The sequence below is a fragment of the Vibrio sp. 1069 genome, assembly GCF_033340555.1.
In genome coordinates, this window is sequence record NZ_JAWOWP010000004.1 from 135,379 (window position 1) to 152,712 (window position 17,334).

17 protein-coding genes are annotated in these 17,334 nt (G+C 40.9%); 14 read left to right on the top strand and 3 right to left on the bottom strand.

The window, feature by feature from the left end:
* Positions 1-41: 41 nt before the first annotated feature.
* The 5 genes from R7040_RS08570 (at position 42) to R7040_RS08590 (ending at position 4,522) form a co-directional block, all read left to right on the top strand.
* Positions 42-1,574 (top strand): phosphoethanolamine transferase, encoded by a 1,533-nt coding sequence (locus R7040_RS08570; protein WP_046874106.1) that lies wholly within the window; start codon positions 42-44, stop codon positions 1,572-1,574.
* Positions 1,575-1,644: 70 nt separating this feature from the next.
* Positions 1,645-2,118, top strand: a complete 474-nt coding sequence (locus tag R7040_RS08575; RefSeq protein WP_213869613.1) for a hypothetical protein — start codon at positions 1,645-1,647, stop codon at positions 2,116-2,118.
* Positions 2,119-2,221: 103 nt separating this feature from the next.
* Positions 2,222-3,031 carry a bifunctional DNA-formamidopyrimidine glycosylase/DNA-(apurinic or apyrimidinic site) lyase gene (gene mutM, locus R7040_RS08580; RefSeq protein WP_046874104.1) on the top strand — a complete coding sequence of 270 codons (810 nt, stop codon included), beginning with the start codon at positions 2,222-2,224 and terminating at the stop codon, positions 3,029-3,031.
* An 86-nt stretch (positions 3,032-3,117) separates the two neighbouring features.
* Positions 3,118-3,600, top strand: a complete 483-nt coding sequence (gene coaD, locus R7040_RS08585; protein ID WP_064377025.1) for a pantetheine-phosphate adenylyltransferase — start codon at positions 3,118-3,120, stop codon at positions 3,598-3,600.
* Positions 3,587-4,522 carry a glycosyl transferase family 90 gene (locus R7040_RS08590; RefSeq protein WP_213869615.1) on the top strand — a complete coding sequence of 312 codons (936 nt, stop codon included), beginning with the start codon at positions 3,587-3,589 and terminating at the stop codon, positions 4,520-4,522. Before coaD ends, R7040_RS08590 begins: the two co-directional genes overlap by 14 nt.
* A 30-nt stretch (positions 4,523-4,552) precedes the next feature.
* Here the strand turns inward: R7040_RS08590 and R7040_RS08595 are convergent, their stop codons facing one another.
* Genes R7040_RS08595 through R7040_RS08605 form a run of 3 tightly spaced genes read right to left on the bottom strand, consistent with a single transcriptional unit; the run spans position 4,553 to position 7,196 of the window.
* Positions 4,553-5,341: a glycosyltransferase family 2 protein gene (locus R7040_RS08595; RefSeq protein WP_064377027.1), complete on the bottom strand. Its 789-nt coding sequence runs from the start codon at positions 5,339-5,341 to the stop codon at positions 4,553-4,555.
* Positions 5,338-6,105 (bottom strand): glycosyltransferase family 2 protein, encoded by a 768-nt coding sequence (locus R7040_RS08600; RefSeq protein ID WP_047103887.1) that lies wholly within the window; start codon positions 6,103-6,105, stop codon positions 5,338-5,340. The genes R7040_RS08595 and R7040_RS08600 overlap by 4 nt, the downstream gene beginning before the upstream one ends.
* Positions 6,106-6,140: 35 nt before the next feature.
* Positions 6,141-7,196: a glycosyltransferase family 9 protein gene (locus R7040_RS08605; protein WP_064377028.1), complete on the bottom strand. Its 1,056-nt coding sequence runs from the start codon at positions 7,194-7,196 to the stop codon at positions 6,141-6,143.
* A gap of 107 nt (positions 7,197-7,303) precedes the next feature.
* Between R7040_RS08605 and R7040_RS08610 the strand changes: the two genes are divergently transcribed.
* The 9 genes from R7040_RS08610 (at position 7,304) to R7040_RS08650 (ending at position 17,326) form a co-directional block, all read left to right on the top strand.
* Positions 7,304-7,711 carry a diacylglycerol kinase gene (locus R7040_RS08610; protein WP_206953557.1) on the top strand — a complete coding sequence of 136 codons (408 nt, stop codon included), beginning with the start codon at positions 7,304-7,306 and terminating at the stop codon, positions 7,709-7,711.
* 11 nt (positions 7,712-7,722) lie between these two features.
* On the top strand, positions 7,723-8,439 hold the full coding sequence (locus tag R7040_RS08615; RefSeq protein WP_206953558.1) for a 3-deoxy-D-manno-octulosonic acid kinase: 717 nt from the start codon (positions 7,723-7,725) through the stop codon (positions 8,437-8,439).
* Positions 8,440-8,598: 159 nt separating this feature from the next.
* The gene (locus tag R7040_RS08620; protein WP_052499839.1) at positions 8,599-9,273 is read left to right on the top strand and encodes a cytidylyltransferase domain-containing protein; all 675 of its coding nucleotides are present in this window, start codon (positions 8,599-8,601) and stop codon (positions 9,271-9,273) included.
* A gap of 261 nt (positions 9,274-9,534) precedes the next feature.
* The gene (locus R7040_RS08625; RefSeq protein ID WP_206953559.1) at positions 9,535-10,725 is read left to right on the top strand and encodes a hypothetical protein; all 1,191 of its coding nucleotides are present in this window, start codon (positions 9,535-9,537) and stop codon (positions 10,723-10,725) included.
* An 8-nt stretch (positions 10,726-10,733) separates the two neighbouring features.
* Positions 10,734-12,203, top strand: a complete 1,470-nt coding sequence (gene murJ / locus R7040_RS08630; protein ID WP_046874099.1) for a murein biosynthesis integral membrane protein MurJ — start codon at positions 10,734-10,736, stop codon at positions 12,201-12,203.
* A gap of 1 nt (position 12,204) precedes the next feature.
* Positions 12,205-13,020, top strand: coding sequence for an aldolase/citrate lyase family protein (locus tag R7040_RS08635; RefSeq protein WP_046874098.1), 816 nt, complete (start codon positions 12,205-12,207; stop codon positions 13,018-13,020).
* Complete coding sequence (locus R7040_RS08640) at positions 13,017-13,571, top strand: sugar transferase (RefSeq protein WP_043035978.1); 555 nt, start codon at positions 13,017-13,019, stop codon at positions 13,569-13,571. The genes R7040_RS08635 and R7040_RS08640 overlap by 4 nt, the downstream gene beginning before the upstream one ends.
* Position 13,572: 1 nt before the next feature.
* The gene (gene asnB, locus R7040_RS08645; RefSeq protein ID WP_064377030.1) at positions 13,573-15,342 is read left to right on the top strand and encodes an asparagine synthase (glutamine-hydrolyzing); all 1,770 of its coding nucleotides are present in this window, start codon (positions 13,573-13,575) and stop codon (positions 15,340-15,342) included.
* 64 nt (positions 15,343-15,406) lie between these two features.
* Positions 15,407-17,326 (top strand): polysaccharide biosynthesis protein, encoded by a 1,920-nt coding sequence (locus tag R7040_RS08650; protein WP_064377031.1) that lies wholly within the window; start codon positions 15,407-15,409, stop codon positions 17,324-17,326.
* Positions 17,327-17,334 lie beyond the last annotated feature (8 nt).

Genomic DNA, 17,334 nt, shown 5'->3' on the forward strand with positions numbered 1-17,334 from the left:
GGTTTTTTATTATTTGCTTTAGTTATAGGAGCCAAAAAAGGATGCATTTAGGGTTACAAGCCTTAAAGTTTGTTGCATTAATTATCTTAGCTGTGATGTTTAGTGCCGCGTTGGGTTATGAAATAAAAGCGGACTGTCTTATCTTAATGTCGATTACGCTCGCTTTTCTTAAAGCTCATCGTATTGGTCACTGGGTATATGCCCTGTTAGCTGTGATTGCGACTTTCTATATTCCTATTTCTTGGAATTATGGTCATCCTAATTTGACCATCATTTCTTCATTGATTGAGACCAACCCTTCAGAAGCGCTTGAGTTCTTTAATGATTTGGAGCTCAGAACGTTGGCAGTCGCGGCACTTTTCGCTGTAGTGTCCTTTTATCTGTTCAAATATGTACCACAACTTAAAGGTCGTAAAGCATCAGTATTCTGTTTAATCTTGTTTTCGTTTTTACTCCTGGATAAACCTATTCGCACCATTAAAGATCGCAATGTTAATAGTGACTACATACATGCATTGCTCTCTTACATGCGTTATCCGCCGATTCGATTTATTTTTGATTGGTTTGATTCGTACAACATGTACTATCAGTACAACGCAGAGATCATGGCTCAGCGTAAAATCCCAGCCTCTTGGAAAATCACCAAAACACCAAGCGAGGCTAAGAACACCATTTTTGTGATTGGTGAAAGCGTACGAAAAGACTACATGAATGCGTATGGTCTGCCGATGGAAAATACGCCGTTTATGTCGACGGCCAAAGGGCAGCTTTGGACAAACTTTTTGTCCCCAGGTCCGAACACGTTCACCTCGGTAATGCGCTACGTCACAATGAATGATGGTATTGATATTGAGCTGAATAACAACATCAACACCTTAGCGCAAATGGCTGGTGTGGAAACCTATTGGGTTTCTAACCAAGGTCGAATGGGAGAATTCGATACCGGAATCAGTTCAATTGCTAACTATGCTGAGCATGTTTCCTTTACACGCAGCGGTAGCTTTAGAGACTCGAACGTTTATGACAGCACACTGCTGCCAAGCATTCAAAAAGCGCTGTCGAGTGACGATAAATCAAAATTGATTGTGATCCACTTAATTGGCTCACACCCAGGTTTCTGTGATCGTGTGGAAGGTGATGTTGAGTTTAACTTCAATGGCAGCAAGATCTCTTGTTACATTGAGTCGATAAAGCAAACAGACACAATGCTAGAGAAAATTACCCAACTTGCAGGGAAGCAGTCGCTGCCATACAACTTGATTTATGTTTCCGATCACGGACTTGGGCATCGTAATAGTGGTGAAAACTTGCGTCATGATCCATCGGTAAAACAATCCTACGAAGTGCCTTTGTTTGTCATTGGTTCGGATTTCAATGAACGAAAAGTAGTTGATTATCCACGTAATGGCTTCACAATGATCAAAGCAATCTCTGAATTGATGGGTGTCTCTAGTCAGAGGTTGGATGCATTACCTTCTTTCTTCTCTTCACATGCGGATGTGCCGGAAGTGAATAATGGAGAAGGTAAATTGGTTCCGCTAAATACGTTAAAAGATGATCCGATTCAATCATAATTTAATGTAGATTTTCTAAATCAGCAGCAGCTTGGTTAAGCTGCTGCTGATTTAAGCGATGAGGTGAATTATGTCTAAAAAGGTATACCGCCGCCGTTGGAACAATATTCTAATCTTAGGCATCATCGTGTTCATGGTGATCCTTAATGCGCCAACTTGGATCAAAAACTATCTTATCGATGAACAAGTGGATCCGTATCCAAACTTGTTACGCTCCGATCATAATGTCAGTGCCATTTACTATGCTGGTTGGGAATTAGACAAGCAAAATGGACAGTGGCAATCCAACATTAAAGCCAATATCCCCGTACAAGAAATAGTGACTCGCTGGCAATCACTTGAAGGCACAGAACTGAACTCTCAGCAGTATGAACAGTTAAAGCCTCGCCTTTCACCGCCGGAAAGCATCGAAGTCTGGTATCAAGGTTTGGAAGAGCCACAACGTATCACTTTTTACCGCCTTGACGATTTTTGGCTATTTAAAAATTGGCAAGACAAGTGGATCGCGATTTCTGTTGATGGTAACTACATCATGCCTAAGTAAAAGTTGCGTAATAACCTTTCGCTGAAACTGTGTTTGTCATACTGCTTTTCAATTATGCTAAGCGCTCACTAATGTTGTTTCTGACGCTGTTAAGGAGAGTCAAATGCCTGAATTACCAGAAGTTGAAGTAAGCAGAATGGGGATCAGCCCTCATATGATTGGGCAGACGATCAAGGCATTTGTTTTTCGTACTCCGAAGCTACGTTGGGATATTCCTCAAGAGCTTAAGCTTTTGGAAGGGCAGGTTATTCGTAATATTCGTCGTCGTGCCAAGTACTTATTGATTGATACTGACCAAGGTACAGCGATTGTTCACCTTGGCATGTCTGGATCATTGCGTGTACTCGACGCTGACTTCCCTGCGGCAAAGCACGATCATGTTGACCTTAAACTCACCAATGGCAAAGTGTTACGCTACAACGACCCGCGTCGTTTTGGTGCTTGGCTTTGGAGCGCTCCTAATGAGTCTCACACCGTGTTAGATCATATGGGACCTGAGCCTTTAACCGAGGAGTTCAACGCTGTATATATGGCAGACAAAGCCAAAGGTAAGCGTGTTGCGGTTAAACAGTTCATTATGGACAATAAAGTGGTGGTTGGCGTTGGGAATATCTACGCCAATGAGTCTTTGTTCAAAACCCGCATTCACCCAACTCGCCCAGCAGGAAAACTAACTAAGAAAGAGTGGCGATTACTGGTGGAGAACATCAAAGCCACGTTAGAAATCGCGATTCAGCAAGGTGGGACTACGCTGAAAGACTTTGCGCAAGCCGATGGAAAGCCGGGTTACTTTGCACAAGAGTTATTGGTTTACGGAAAAGCCGGAGAGCCATGCCCAGAGTGCGGTGAACGACTTCAAGAGCTAAAGATTGGCCAACGTAATACCTTCTTTTGTGGTGAGTGTCAGAAGTAAGTCGAGCTATTATCGAGCTTAAGTTGTTGTAATCTTGCGCTCGAGCCTCAATAATTCAATCAGTTTCGAATAACTTAGTAAATTATATGAAAGTCATTTATCCGGGCACTTTTGATCCAGTGACTAATGGTCACCTCAATCTAATAGAGCGTACTCACGAAATGTTTGATGAGGTAGTAATTGGCGTAGCCGCAAGCCCATCGAAGAACACCATGTTTTCATTGGAAGAGCGCGTTGCGCTGATGCAGGACGTTGTAGCGCATTTACCTGGTGTGACGGTAAAGGGGTTCTCCGGGTTATTAGTGGATTTCGCGAGAAATGAGAAAGCTAAGGTTCTTATTCGTGGTTTACGAACAACGGTAGACTTTGAATACGAGTTTGGACTAACCAACATGTACCGAAAGCTATTACCAGGTATCGAAAGTGTATTTTTGACTCCTGAAGAAGAGTTTGCATTTCTATCGTCGACTATCGTGAGAGAAGTAGCGATTCATGGCGGAAGTATCGATCAGTTCGTTCCCAAGCCAGTAGCCATCGCGATTGGGGAAAAACTGAATGAAAGACAGTAAGTTCCCTTATTATTTCTCAAACGCTCTCTCGATACTTATCCCTCGTTTTGTATATCGAGCACAAGCAAAGCGTTTACTTTCGAATTTAACTGAAGCCGAGAAGCAACGCTGCCTTGAGCGGGTGAACTATTACAACAAGTGTGAAACGCCGTTTTCAGTCGATAGCCGAGAACAAAGTTACGCTACTGTCGATACATTCAAAAAAACGAAAGGTTGGACGTATTTTTTCGATCTTCGCCAAGTTGTACGCTATTTCCCTTCCAGTTTTGCGTTTAACTACATCAACGGCGATGTTACACACATCCCCAATGTACCGAGCTTTATAAAAAGCCGCCCTATTTTTGGTAACAACCAAAATTCAGTGGTGTTGAAACTTAATCAAGTTCGTCATTTTAAATTTATTGATGATCCTGTTCGCTATCAAGATAAAAAGGACATGGTAGCGTGGCGCGGCGTGGGTTTTCAGCCGCATCGTAAAAAGGTGATTCATGCGTTTTATAACCATCCGCAATGCAATATTGGCCAGACCCGCCCGGTAGAAGGGAAACCATGGGAAAAGGGCTTTATGAGTATTGAAGAGCAACTGCAGTATAAGTTTTTGCTCTGTATAGAAGGCAATGATGTAGCCACCAACCTTAAGTGGGCTATGTCGTCTAACTCCTTGGTTATTATGTCAAAGCCAAAATATGAGACTTGGTTTATGGAAGGTAAGTTAAAGGCAGGCGTCCACTATGTTGAAGTGAAGGATGACTATTCGGATTTGCCCGAAAAGATGGATTATTACCTAGCGAATGAGCAAGAAGCATTAGCGATCATTGAAAATGCGCACCAGTGGGTTGAGCAGTTCAAAGATAAACGTAAAGAGCGTTTGATCTCATTGATGGTTGCCGATAAGTACTTCGCTTTATCTCAGCAACAATAAAAAAGGGGCGAAACGCCCCTTTTTATAATCTTAAGCTTCTAGAAATTGATCAACACCATTCTCACAGCGTTTAAGCTTGTTTTTAATGGTGTTTTCTAAAATCTCGTCATTTTTTCCGAGTGACGCGCGAGAGTTTTCTACGTGGTACAAGTGGTAGCCTACACCTGCAAATTTTAGGTAAAGACGTGACTTACCCGCATTCAACATGCGATGAACAAACTCGCTGTCTTCGCGTCCCCATCCAACAAAATCTTGGTTGAAGCCATTCACCTCGATGACATCTTGTCGCCAAAATGCCATGTTGCAACCGCGAGTGGCTTTATCGTTATTCCGCTCGTAAGAGAACCATTTCGATAGCAAGGCGTTGGTGATGCAGTTTTTACGATTGCGAATGCCTTTGCTGAAAATGGAAGGCACTAAGCCGTTTTCCATGATGGCCTTGCTGCAGTTTTCATCCGTTAACACACGCCCACCCTGCACAAACCAATTTGGCTTTGCGACTTGCTTATGTGATTCAATAAACGTTTGAGACAACACCATGTCGCCATCAATCATGATGAGGTAGTCACCTGATGCTTTTGCGATCGCACGGTTGCGGCTCATTGAAAGTTGAAAGCCATTATCTTCGTGCCAGCTATGAATAAGTGGTACTGGAAAGCCGTCACGCAGTTGGTCGATCATTGCTTTGGTATCGTCTCGAGAACCGTCATCTGCAACAATGACTTCGTCAGGCAAAACGGTTTGACGTTTCACGCTTTCTAACACCGCTTTTAATGCTTCTTTCCAGTTGTAAGTGGTGATAATTAAAGTCGTTTTCATGATTTTCTTGCCTGTTCACGTAAGTAGAGATCGATATATTTTACAAAAGTAGAGTGCATGCTTAGCCAAGCTAGAATGAAGCCATGTTTGCCATCAAGGAAGCCTCGTTTGAGAACATACATCTTCAAAAAGCTAGCAAGAGCGTGAACGATAGCGGTCGTTAAACCCGCTTTCTTTTTACCTTCACGTTCATCCGTCCAGGCCTTGAGGTAGCCAGTGGTTTTATTGATGTAATGATGAAGGTGCTCGTAAGTGTAGTGATGCAGTCGACCATCCAGTTTTTCAGTTTGATAGTTTTTCTCATCAACTTTTTCATGAACGAGCGAATCATTATATTGTGTATATTCGGTGCGATATAAGCGCACAATCCAGTCTGGAGACCAACCAGAATGGTAGATGAACTTACCAAACGCTGAGCTTAGTCGATTAAGTTTGTATAAAACGTTCGGCTTATTGGCTGATACCGCGTGTAAGATACTTTCTTTTAGCTCTGGAGTGACTTGTTCGTCCGCATCAAGCCACAAAACGTAGTCTGCCGTAACGTATTGCTGCGCCAGTTGGCGCTGTTTACCGAATCCTGGCCAATCTAGGTTGGTGTAAAACTTATCTGTGTATTGTCGGGCGATTTCTTCAGTGCGATCAGTGCTGCCCGAGTCTAGAAGGACAATCTCATCGACCCAATCTTTTACTGTGTCTAGACAAGCTTGTAAGTGCTTCTCTTCATTTTTTACAATTAAGGCAACGGCTAAGGTTGGTTTGGACAAGGTCATTTCCTTCTTAACAAATCAAGACAGTAAGTTTACTGGTATTGAGGATACAAATCTTCTAAGACTTGATCGAACATGCTCATTACTTGAGTGTTAGTAATGCGGTTCATTGCCGTTTCATCTTTAGCGCGAGTTCGCCAGCTTAACTCGTTACTGTTTTTACCTGTTTCCGCAAAGATCGTTTCTTCATACACCGAGACAACGTATTTTAGATAACGGTAAGGTCCCACTCGCAGCGGATTATGGTGTGCATAGAGCCCGATGATTGGCGTTTTCATTGCATTCGCCATGTGTGCTGGTCCGGTATCGGGGGCGATGACCATTTCAACCTTATCTATTAACGCAAGCATTTGCAGAATTGAACTTTGTCCCACTAAATTTAGGCACGGTTCTTCCAAGCGAGATTGAATGGCCTCTGCCAGATCCAATTCTACCTGAGCAGGGCTGCCTGCCAGAATCACGTTCCAGCCTTTTGCTCTGGCGTGATGAATCACATCCACATAACCTTCCGCGTTCCAGTTTTTATAAGCTTTGCTCGCACCAGGCACAATCAGCAGGTTAGGTTTACTACGAGAAATATGAGACTCTGCCCAAGCTTGGTCGTGGTCTGAATAAGAAAGTACCCAGTCTAGTTCAGCCTTTGGTATCCCAATTTGATGGGCAAAGGCCATTAAGCCATCTGCAACATGCAGAGATTGTGGGGAAGGCACTTTGACATTGGTAAATAGCGTTTGAAAGTCCTGGCTTCTATCAGAAGAGAAACCAAGTTTGTATTTTGCTTTAATACCTAACGTTGCGACACTAGCTCGAATCGCGTACTGCATATGCAATAGCGCATCAAACTCTCTGCCTTTCAGCTGTCGCCAAAGCGACTTGTAGCCATCAAGTCCCGCTTTTTTATCAAAAACAATCACTTCTACACCATCGATGGCGGCTAATAACTGGGCTTCAAGTTTACCCGTTATCCAAGTAATCTGGGTCGAAGGCCAGTGTTTCTGAATAGCTTGAACGGTGGCGATAGTGTTGCAAACGTCTCCAATAGCGGACAAACGCAAGACGCATAGTGACGATGGGGCAGAAGTGAACATAATTATTGTCTGATTCGATGAATAGAGGCAGGTAAATTATGCAGACATCCCCAATAAATGTAAAATACACGGCTCGAATATAGCTAAGTACTGATAAGTGTTCTGCAATGTCAAAGACAACACCACATCAATCGCAAGAATCTGGTAAGCCGGGTAATACCGGACTAAAGCGCATCGTTAAAGCGACGGGTTATTCGATCCAAGGATTAAAAGCGGCTTTTAAGCATGAAGCTGCCATTCGACAAGAGTTGGCTTTGTTGAGTATCGCCGTGATTTTGGCTTGGCTAATGGATGTCGGCATAGTTGAGCGTATCTTAATGATCGGAGTCGTGGTATTAGTCTTGATTGTAGAGCTTGTAAACTCAGCGATTGAGGCGGTAGTGGATCGTATCGGTATTGAACGGCATGAACTCAGTGGTCGAGCTAAAGATATAGGCTCTGCTGCCGTTATGGTTGCTTTGGCGTTTGCTGCATTTACTTGGTTGTATATATTAGCCAGCCGGTATTTAGGCTAGAGGGTGAGCGTATGACTCAACAGTATAAAAACAACAACCAAGTGATCTGGTTTGATGACGAGGTCATTACAGACCCTAGCCAACCGATATTTGATGCGGAATACTGGCAGTCCTCCGACAAGGTGGTTGGCAGTGCGACGGGGCGAGGTACGACATGGTTTATCCAACTAGAGAACATGCAAGCGGCACTACGTCATTACCGTCGTGGCGGTTTGTTTGGGAAGTTAGTTAACGATTATTATTGGTTCTCTGGCTGGGATAATACCCGTTGTGCGCAAGAGTTTCAGCTTTTGTTGGCGCTAATTGAGGCTGGGGTGCACGTTCCTCGTCCTATTGCAGCAAGAGCCGTAAAGTCAGGACTCTTCTATCAAGCTGATTTATTAAGTGAGCGAATCCCAAACGCCAGAGATCTGGTTAGTATCTTGCAAGAACAGTCTTTATCGGTAGAAATGTATCAGAAAATAGGGCAAGAAATTGCCAAGATGCATCAGGTTGGCGTTAACCATACCGATTTGAATATCCACAATATCTTGATCGACGACAAAGATAAGGTATGGATTATCGATTTTGATAAGTGCCGTTTTGAGCGAAGCTCTGAGTGGCAAAGTGCCAATTTATCGCGACTGAAGCGTTCATTTTTGAAGGAGTTAGATAAACGCCGGATAAAGTGGCAAGAAATTAACTTTGAAGCCTTACGAGATGGTTATAACCAAAACACTACGCAATAATTTGAAGTGTCCACCTAACGCTACCAACAAATCTTTGATTGTGTGGTTAACTTGTTATAGTCAGTGTAAACTTGATTAGTTTAAGAAACTTTAGGATTGTGCGATGCTTGACGAGGTATAATCCTTAATACCAATCTAATATTTATACAGGTGATTAATGTGGATGTTGTAGCAGTAATAGTTGCTCGCGGTGGAAGCAAAAGAATTCCGAATAAAAATATTCTTCCAATCAATGGCGTTAGCCTCTTAGAGCGGAAAATTGATACTCTAAAGCAATGTCCCTCTATTAGCCGTGTTGTTGTCGGTTCTGAAGACGTAACGATTTTAGAACTAGCAAAAGCAAGAGGTGCAGAAGTAGTAAAGAGACCAGACTACTACTGTGATGAAGCACGAGCTAGTGCCAATGATATGATAGGAAACATGTGTAGTTTGATTTCCGCAGATGTTGTTGTTTGGGCTCACTGTACAAACCCATTAGTATCTGTCGATACTTATGAGAGTGCTGTTAACGCTTTTTTTGAGGCTGAACAAGAAGGGTATGACTCTTTGTTATCGGTGTATGAATTGAAAGAGCACTTATGGGACTCTAATTTTCAAGTTTTAAATTATAACCCATATGCGGAAAGGCATACGCTAGCATCAGAGCTGGAGCCGCTTTATGCACAAGATGGTGCTATTTTTATTCAAAGGCACAAAAATATGTTGAAAAATAGTTACTTCTTCGGTGCTAAGCCTAAGCACTTTATAATGCCAGTAGAAGAAGTTTTTGATATCAATTTCCCTGTAGAGTTCAAAATCGCTGAGATATTACTATCTCGGTGTGAAGATGAATAGTTAACTACAAAGCTATTGAATACAAAAAATATGAAGCTAGTAGGCAATAAGGCTATTATCACAACGACTTTCGATTATTACTATCTAGTAATGCTATTTGTTCTTTCGTTTTATCTAATAATACATTGTTTGCATATTAGTGTCTTTAGCTACCTATAGTTTATATATTATTAAATAATTATTAAGTTATTGCGACATAGATTAAAAGTGCAGTTAAAGAATATAAGCAACGCTGTAAAATCTTAGTTTTAAGGTCAGGAAATGAAAAAAAAACTGCTAATGGTATGTTACGGTGGTGGGCACGTAACGATCATTGAGCCCCTTTACCAGCAGCTCAAAGATAAATACGAGATAACGGTCCTAGCTTTGACTTTGGCCGCTCCTTACTTAGCTGCTCGGGGCGTACCTTATGTGACATTCCGATCTTTCAAAGAACTCTTCGATCCGGAAGTCGTTACTACTGGTGAAGGCCTCCTTGCGAACCTCGAGCATAATGGTGAAGTACAATATGAAGATAGCTTATATTACATGGGTTGCTCATACTATGATCTTGTCGAGAGCGTAGGTCTGGAGGAGGCAAAGTCATTGTATGAAAGCAAAGGAAGAGCTGCTTTTTATCCAGAGCCCACGTTAATAAAAATTATTCAATCTCTTTCTCCTGATATGCTTATCACAACGAATGCAATCAGAGCAGAACGAGCGTCTTTGTCTGCGGCGAAGAAGTGTGGTGTACCGACGCTTTGTATCAACGATGGGTTATGGATTGAAGGTGGGCTTTCAGGAGTTTTAGATATCGCTAATGACGAGTTAGCTGATATTATTTGCGTCCTTTCCAGTGAAGTTAAATCTAACTTGGAAGCATCAAGAAAAAGTCGCTCAGCTCGAATTGTTGCCACCGGTACGCCAGTTTTTGACAGTATCAAATTGACAGAAAGAAGAAAAAAAACAAATCAGTTAACGCTTTTGTTCGCTGACTGCCACCTGCCTAAACATTTTCATTTATATCCTGATATTGTAGGTGACCCGGAGTTTGCATTTAGAGTCCGAGAAAAGCTCAATGTTCTTGCTCAAGAACATGATTGGAAAGTTATTGTAAGGCCGCATCCAAATCAAGTTATTGATTATTCAGACTACAGTAACTTGCATGTCTCAGGTAAGAATGATTCACTTCATGAGCAGTTAGCTCAGTCAGATATTGTTTTGACTAATATGAGTACCGTTGGCTTAGAGGGCAAAGCCATGGGGTTGGGATTAGTTACATTAGAAGGAACTGTTTTCAACCGCTACAATTCATTCTATAAGGCTGGTTTATCCACCCCCGTATTTCATGAAAGTGAGCTGTACAATGCCATTATTGAAGAGCTTGAAAGAGCCACTCACTGCATAAGTCTATATGAAGGCTTAGCTACAGAAAATATTTCACGTGAAATTTCTAGATATCTAGGTTCCTAGCTATACCCATGAAGAAAATCTTCCTTAGTGCATTAATTGTTTCGCTAGGACTGTTTATCGGTCGTTTTAGTGGCTTTCTTCGTGAAATAATAATCGCAAATAATTTTGGGGCAACAGAAAACAGTGATTTTATTGTTTTATTGCTTACAACTCCAGACTTTTTAGTTAACTTACTCATGGGCGGTGCCATGAGTATGGCACTAGTTCCTGAGTTTAAGAAATTAAATGAAGAAGATAGTCAGTTACTTTACAAACAAGTAACTTCAGTAATGTTTCTTTTTGGTTTAACAGTTTGCTTGCTTTCTTATCCACTTAGGAGTGACTTAATATCATTTCTTGCTTTGGGAATGAATGAGACATTTATAGAAACCAATCAAGATTACTTCTTCTTTAGCTTAATTGCATTGCCTTTTTCATTGGCAACTGGTGCTTCGTTAGCTTATCTAAATTCCAAAGAAAGGTTCACAATTACTTCTTTGAGTACGTTAATAGTTAATCTTACTATTATTGTATTTGTTTGCTTAACAGCCTTTTTAGATAGTGGGTTTATCTTAATATCGATTGGCTTGGTGTTAGCGTCTTTAATGAGGTGGCTGTCACAAGTACTTGCTATAGGGTTACCCCCATTTTTTATCAAACATGAAAGAAATTTAATAAGCAGAGATTTATTATCTAGATATTTTTATGCTTTGGCTGCAGGTGGTGTTATCTTCCTTTTACCAATAATTGTCCGTACCGTCGCTTCCATTGATGGGGGAGGGTCGTTGTCTTTAGTGAACTACACAATTAAGTTGGTAGAGCTGCCTTTAATTATCCTATCGACGGTATTTAGTATAATATTTCTTCCTAAATTATCGGGAATATACTCGAATGGTAATGAAGGTAAGTTCTTAAAACTAGCATCCAATATATTATGTTTTAGTCTTTTTATGTCCATACTTGTGACGACAGCAATGGTTCTTTATGCGGATACTATAGTTGAAACTATTTATGGTTGGGGGGCGTTAAGTCACCATCAGTTGATGAATATTTCTGAATATTTGAAAACGTATGCCATAAGTTTACCGTTTCAGTGCGTGAACGGCATTATTCTAGCTGTTTTTTCATCAAGAAGGGATACTAAGCGACCTTTCATAGTTACTACCCTATTGGGTATTGTCGTCTTTTCTTTTTTAATATTGGTAAAACCACCAATTGAAGATTTGCTTTATTCTCTAATAACTTTTTACGCCTCTACAGCAATATGTTTTTTGATTGCTCTTCGAGCCGGTCATAAGATTTTTCCATTCTATGTAGATATGAGAATACTTGTGCTTGGTATTTCCTTGCTATTGATGACGTTTGTTATTTTGTACTCTGCAAAGAACTTTGTTATTACATTAGAACCTATTATTGGAACCTTTACTATAGGAGTATACGTAACATCAGTTTTATTAGTGTTTGTTTTAATGTTTAGGTTTATGACTAGTAGGAGTTAGTATGAATTTAATGTATATAACTAATAATCCAGAGATTGCTTCTTATGCTAACAGTTGTGGTATTAGTCGTATTTTTGTTGACCTGGAAGTTCTTGGTAAATATGAGCGTCAAGGGCATTTAGATACTGTAATAAGTAATCATTCTGAAGAAGATATCAATAAGGTTAAAACGGCATCAGGTTCATCTGAAGTATTAGTTCGCATCAACCCTTTCAATAAAAACATTAGCAAAGAAGTCGATCGAGCTATTGCCGAGGGTGCTGATATCATTATGTTACCAATGTTTCACTCAAAAGAAGAGGTGAACAGTGTTGGTAAGATGATAAATGGCAGAGCCAAATTCATTCCTCTTATTGAGACAAAATCTGCAGCCGAGTCTCTAGAAACTTATGTTGATAGCCCGTATGTATCAGAGTTCTATATAGGGTTGAATGACTTGCATAGAGAGTTAGGCTTTCGTTTTATGTTCGAGATCATTTCAACGGGATACTTGGATCAATTAGTTGCGGCAATAAAAACTTCTGGAAAGCCATTTGGCTTTGGGGGCGTGGCTAGAGTCGGCGAAGGGACATTACCTGCTAGTTTGATTTTGGGAGAACATGCTCGTCTTGGTTCAAGTGCGGTTATATTGTCCAGAGCATTTCATCAGCGTTCTAAAAACCTTGAGGAACTAAAGAGTAAACTCGATCTAGAGCTAGAAGTATCGCGCTTGTATTCCGAGATAGAGAGATTGAAAAATAGGACTTATGAGCAGATTCAACATGATAAAAACGAACTAAAAAGAATTGTGGACGGCATTGTAGAAGGTGAGATGTGAAAACTATTTTTGATTGTTTAGTTTCGGCGTTGGCATTGATTTTACTCGCGCCACTTTTGTTTGTTGTTGCGATCATCATCTTCGTCGATGATCCAGGTTCACCATTTTTTAAACAAAAAAGAGTGGGGTTAGGAGGGAGAGAGTTTGGGATGTATAAATTTCGTAGTATGAAATGCAATGCATCCGAAGTAGGTCCTTATTTCACTCAACAAAATGATCCAAGAATCACTAGAGTTGGACGAGTGATCAGAAGAACAAGTATTGATGAATTACCGCAACTTATAAACGTGCTATTGGGTGATATGAGCATCGTTGGCCCTCGTCCTGACGTCCCCGTCCAAGAAAAAAACTATACGCCAGATGAGTGGCAATTACGTAATAGCGTCAAACCGGGAATCACGGGTTTGGCTCAAGCTACGGTGCGTTCAAATACGACACCAGAAGAGAGAACCCGATTAGATCTAGAATATGTAAAGACTCATAGCATTTATCTCGATCTTAAAATTATAGCGATGACAGTGAAGCAAGTTATTAGAAAAGGTGGGAATTAATATGTGCGGTATTTTCGGTTACTTCGACTTTTCTAATCGTTCTTTAAGCGAAGAAACGGTGCGTGCCATGGGGGAGGCGATTGTATATCGAGGACCTGATGGCATGGGGTATTACCACCGGGAAGGTAGAGCACTCGGAAACCAGAGATTAGCAATCTTAGATTTAGAGCACGGACAACAGCCTTTTTATTCTGATGAGCACGATATTGTTGTAGTTCAAAATGGTGAAATATTTAACCATGTTGAACTTGCTCAAAAACTTGCTGGGACCCCTTTCGAGTGTAAAACAACATGTGACACAGAAGTATTGTTAAGACTTTACCAAAAGTACGGTATTGACTTCATTTCAATGCTAAACGGTATGTTTGCAATCAGTATTTACGATAAGCGCATAGACACTATGTTTCTCATTCGTGATCGCGTTGGAGAAAAGCCACTATATTATGCAAATCACAACGGAATGTTGGCCTTTGGTTCGGAAATAAAATCAATCTTGAAGGTAGGTATTCCAAGAGAACTAAACAAGAAAGCATTAGATAGTTATATCTCTTACAATTATGTGGTACCACCCATGACAATGTTTTCTGGTGTGGAGCATGTCATGCCGGGAAGCTACCTCTCTATTTCTAATTCAGGCATTGAAGAAGTCTCTTGGTGGGATGTCGCTGATGTCAATCCAGAAGAAGCAAGTGAAGCGGCCTGGATTGAGCAATTGGACACGACTTTAGATGATGCAGTTCGACTTCGTTTAAGAGCTGATGTCCCGTTTGGTGCGTTCTTATCTGGAGGAGTAGATTCAAGCTCCGTTGTTGGGTATATGGCGAAGCATTTAGAACAACCAGTCAAAACATTTTCGATTGGGTTTCATGATAAAAAGTACGATGAATCCCCCTACGCAGAGGCTGCGGCCAACAGGTTCAATACTGAGCATGTTTGCGAAAAAGTAGAAGCAAACCTCCTGAACTTGTGGGGGAAATCAACATATCATTGCGATCAACCGCATGGTGATGTTTCATTTATGCCGACGTATAAAGTCGCAGAACTTGCTTCAAAAGAAGTGAAAATGGTTTTAACAGGCGATGGGGCTGATGAACTGTTTGCGGGATATGATAAATACAAAAACTTTTTTGATTCAGACACTGACTCGCTAAGTGACGAAGAGTTTCAGATTAAGTTTTTGGAAAGTATTTCGCTATTCCAACAAACATCGAAGAGTAAGCTATACAGCGATTCTATGATGGAAGCTTTGGCTGGGGTAGACAGTCACTACTTTGCGAAACAAGCATTTAAGAAAGTAAAGCATCAGGACAGAGTAAACCAAGCCTTATATATAGACACCAAGCTATTACTGCCTGGAAATAACTTGGTTAAACCGGACCGAATGGGAATGGCGGTCTCTATTGAAAACCGTGCTCCATTTCTAGACTTTAGAATGATTGAGCTAGCTTTTTCAATTCCAGGTGAATTAAAACTACACGATGGTGAGACGAAGTACATTTTCAAAAAGACTGTATCTAACCTGATAGGCGAGGAGTTAGCTTACCGTAAAAAGCAAATGTTCACAGTTCCAATTGGCGAATGGCTCAAAACGGACTTAAAGGACATGGTCTCCGATCTCTTATTTAGCGAAAAAGCCAAATCAAGAGGAATTTTCAACCATGATTTTGTCCAAGAGCTTTATGAAAATCATTGTAAAGGCACCTCAAATAATACTCGAGAGATTCGAGCTTTAATGGCAGTTGAACTTTGGTTTAGAGAGTTTATTGATTAGTGTATTCAGTCATGGGTTTATGCTCATGACTGATTAACAATATGTATTCTCATGTACGAAATGCATGAGTAAGCTCAAGTTGGTCGTAATGAAAGAGTTTTTTTTGAGACGTAGAGTGAAGGATACGTTAGTAGCCCTCTCCGATTTTAACTTTATATTACTGTCCTTTTGGATGGCAGTTTTCACAAGGTTTTATCAGCTAGAGTACTTGATAGATTACTCTAGCTACTTATACCTATCTATTTCATCCGCTACTCTCTTTGTCTTTATCTGTTGGATTCGAGGTGTTTACAAACACGTGCTAAGACATGCGATGAATAGTATTGCAAAGTTAATTGTAAGCTCATTATGTATTGTCGTACTTTTTTTAGGTTTTACCTCTTATTTTAATCAGGTAATGCTGCCGCGAACATTACCAATATTATTCTTTTGTTTTTCTTTCATTTTAACCTTCTTTTCGAGGTTTGTTGTTGTAAGTCTTATTGAAGGGGCTTCATCGAAAGGTAAAGAAAACATCATTGTTTATGGTGCAGGAAAAGCCGGACGGCAATTGGTTGTAATGTTGCAAAAAGGTGAGTTGTACAATGCTAAAGCATTTATTGATGATAACCCAACTCTAGTTGGAAGAACGATTGTTGGCGTTAAAGTTTACTCACCCAAGAATATTGCAGGCTTAAAGCGTAAGTACGGTATTCAAAAAGCGATCTTATCCATTCCTTCAGCGCCGAAAAAACAGAAAGCGGAAGCTGCTTCTCTGCTGTCTACAATGGGGATTGATGTTTTGACAATTCCAAACTTGGATGATCTTGTCTTAGGCATTGTAAAGATAGACGAGTTAAAAGAGGTAGCGATAGAGGATTTGCTTGGTCGTATACCAGTCGCACCAACCCAGAAACTGTTAGAAGCGAATATTAAAGGTAAAGTTGTAATGGTGACTGGGGCGGGAGGCTCTATTGGTTCTGAGTTATGTCGCCAGATTATTAAGAATAAACCAAGAAAGCTGGTTCTTTATGAGCTTTCAGAGTTTGCGTTGTATCAGATAGATAAAGAGTTAAATAGTTACATTGCGAATGAAGGATTAGATTCAGAGGTGATACCTTTGCTTGGCTCCATCCAACGCCAAAATCGTTTATCGGCTGTGATGAACGCGTTTAAAGTAAACACGGTGTACCATGCTGCAGCATACAAACATGTTCCATTAGTTGAGCACAACGTTGTAGAGGGCGTTAGAAACAACGTTTTTGGTACGTACTACACCGCCATGGCCGCAATCGAGAGTGGTGTCGAGTCTTTTGTATTGATATCAACCGATAAAGCTGTGAGGCCGACAAATGTTATGGGAGCCACGAAACGTTTAGCTGAGCTAGGCTTACAGGCACTCGCTGAGCAGCAACTTCATGACGCTAAAGGTACAAGGTTCTGTATGGTTCGCTTCGGCAATGTTCTCGGTTCATCCGGCTCTGTTGTGCCTTTGTTCAAGCAGCAAATTGAGCATGGAGGCCCGATCACTCTGACTCACCCAGAGATCACTCGATACTTTATGACCATTCCAGAAGCTGCACAGTTGGTTATTCAAGCTGGAGCAATGGGTAAAGGAGGGGACGTATTCGTACTTGATATGGGAGAGTCTGTGAAGATCATCGACTTAGCTAAAAACCTCATTAATCTTTCGGGGCTGGAGGTAAGAGATGATGAGAATCCTGATGGTGATATCGAAATACGCTGTACAGGCTTAAGACCTGGTGAAAAGCTCTATGAGGAGCTATTGATTGGAGATAATGTCAAGAAAACTAGCCATGAGCGTATTATGACCGCTCATGAGACCTACTTACCGCTTGATCAGTACCAAGACATACTCTGCAAGTTAGATGAAGCTTGTCATAACTTTGAGCATGATAAAATTCGGAGCATATTGCTTGAAGCTCCAACAGGTTTTAAGCCGACTGATGGAATATGCGATCTTGTTTGGAAAGCTAACCTGTAGAGGCTCGT

What these genes read in the sequence shown, in the direction of transcription:
- R7040_RS08570 (WP_046874106.1), top strand. Translation starts at nt 42, where the DNA reads ATGCATTTAGGGTTACAAGCCTTAAAGTTTGTTGCATTAATTATCTTA.
- R7040_RS08575 (WP_213869613.1), top strand. Translation starts at nt 1,645, where the DNA reads ATGTCTAAAAAGGTATACCGCCGCCGTTGGAACAATATTCTAATCTTA.
- mutM (WP_046874104.1), top strand. Translation starts at nt 2,222, where the DNA reads ATGCCTGAATTACCAGAAGTTGAAGTAAGCAGAATGGGGATCAGCCCT.
- coaD (WP_064377025.1), top strand. Translation starts at nt 3,118, where the DNA reads ATGAAAGTCATTTATCCGGGCACTTTTGATCCAGTGACTAATGGTCAC.
- R7040_RS08590 (WP_213869615.1), top strand. Translation starts at nt 3,587, where the DNA reads ATGAAAGACAGTAAGTTCCCTTATTATTTCTCAAACGCTCTCTCGATA.
- R7040_RS08595 (WP_064377027.1), bottom strand. Translation starts at nt 5,341, where the DNA reads ATGAAAACGACTTTAATTATCACCACTTACAACTGGAAAGAAGCATTA.
- R7040_RS08605 (WP_064377028.1), bottom strand. Translation starts at nt 7,196, where the DNA reads ATGTTCACTTCTGCCCCATCGTCACTATGCGTCTTGCGTTTGTCCGCT.
- R7040_RS08610 (WP_206953557.1), top strand. Translation starts at nt 7,304, where the DNA reads ATGTCAAAGACAACACCACATCAATCGCAAGAATCTGGTAAGCCGGGT.
- R7040_RS08615 (WP_206953558.1), top strand. Translation starts at nt 7,723, where the DNA reads ATGACTCAACAGTATAAAAACAACAACCAAGTGATCTGGTTTGATGAC.
- R7040_RS08625 (WP_206953559.1), top strand. Translation starts at nt 9,535, where the DNA reads ATGAAAAAAAAACTGCTAATGGTATGTTACGGTGGTGGGCACGTAACG.
- murJ (WP_046874099.1), top strand. Translation starts at nt 10,734, where the DNA reads ATGAAGAAAATCTTCCTTAGTGCATTAATTGTTTCGCTAGGACTGTTT.
- R7040_RS08635 (WP_046874098.1), top strand. Translation starts at nt 12,205, where the DNA reads ATGAATTTAATGTATATAACTAATAATCCAGAGATTGCTTCTTATGCT.
- asnB (WP_064377030.1), top strand. Translation starts at nt 13,573, where the DNA reads ATGTGCGGTATTTTCGGTTACTTCGACTTTTCTAATCGTTCTTTAAGC.
- R7040_RS08650 (WP_064377031.1), top strand. Translation starts at nt 15,407, where the DNA reads ATGAGTAAGCTCAAGTTGGTCGTAATGAAAGAGTTTTTTTTGAGACGT.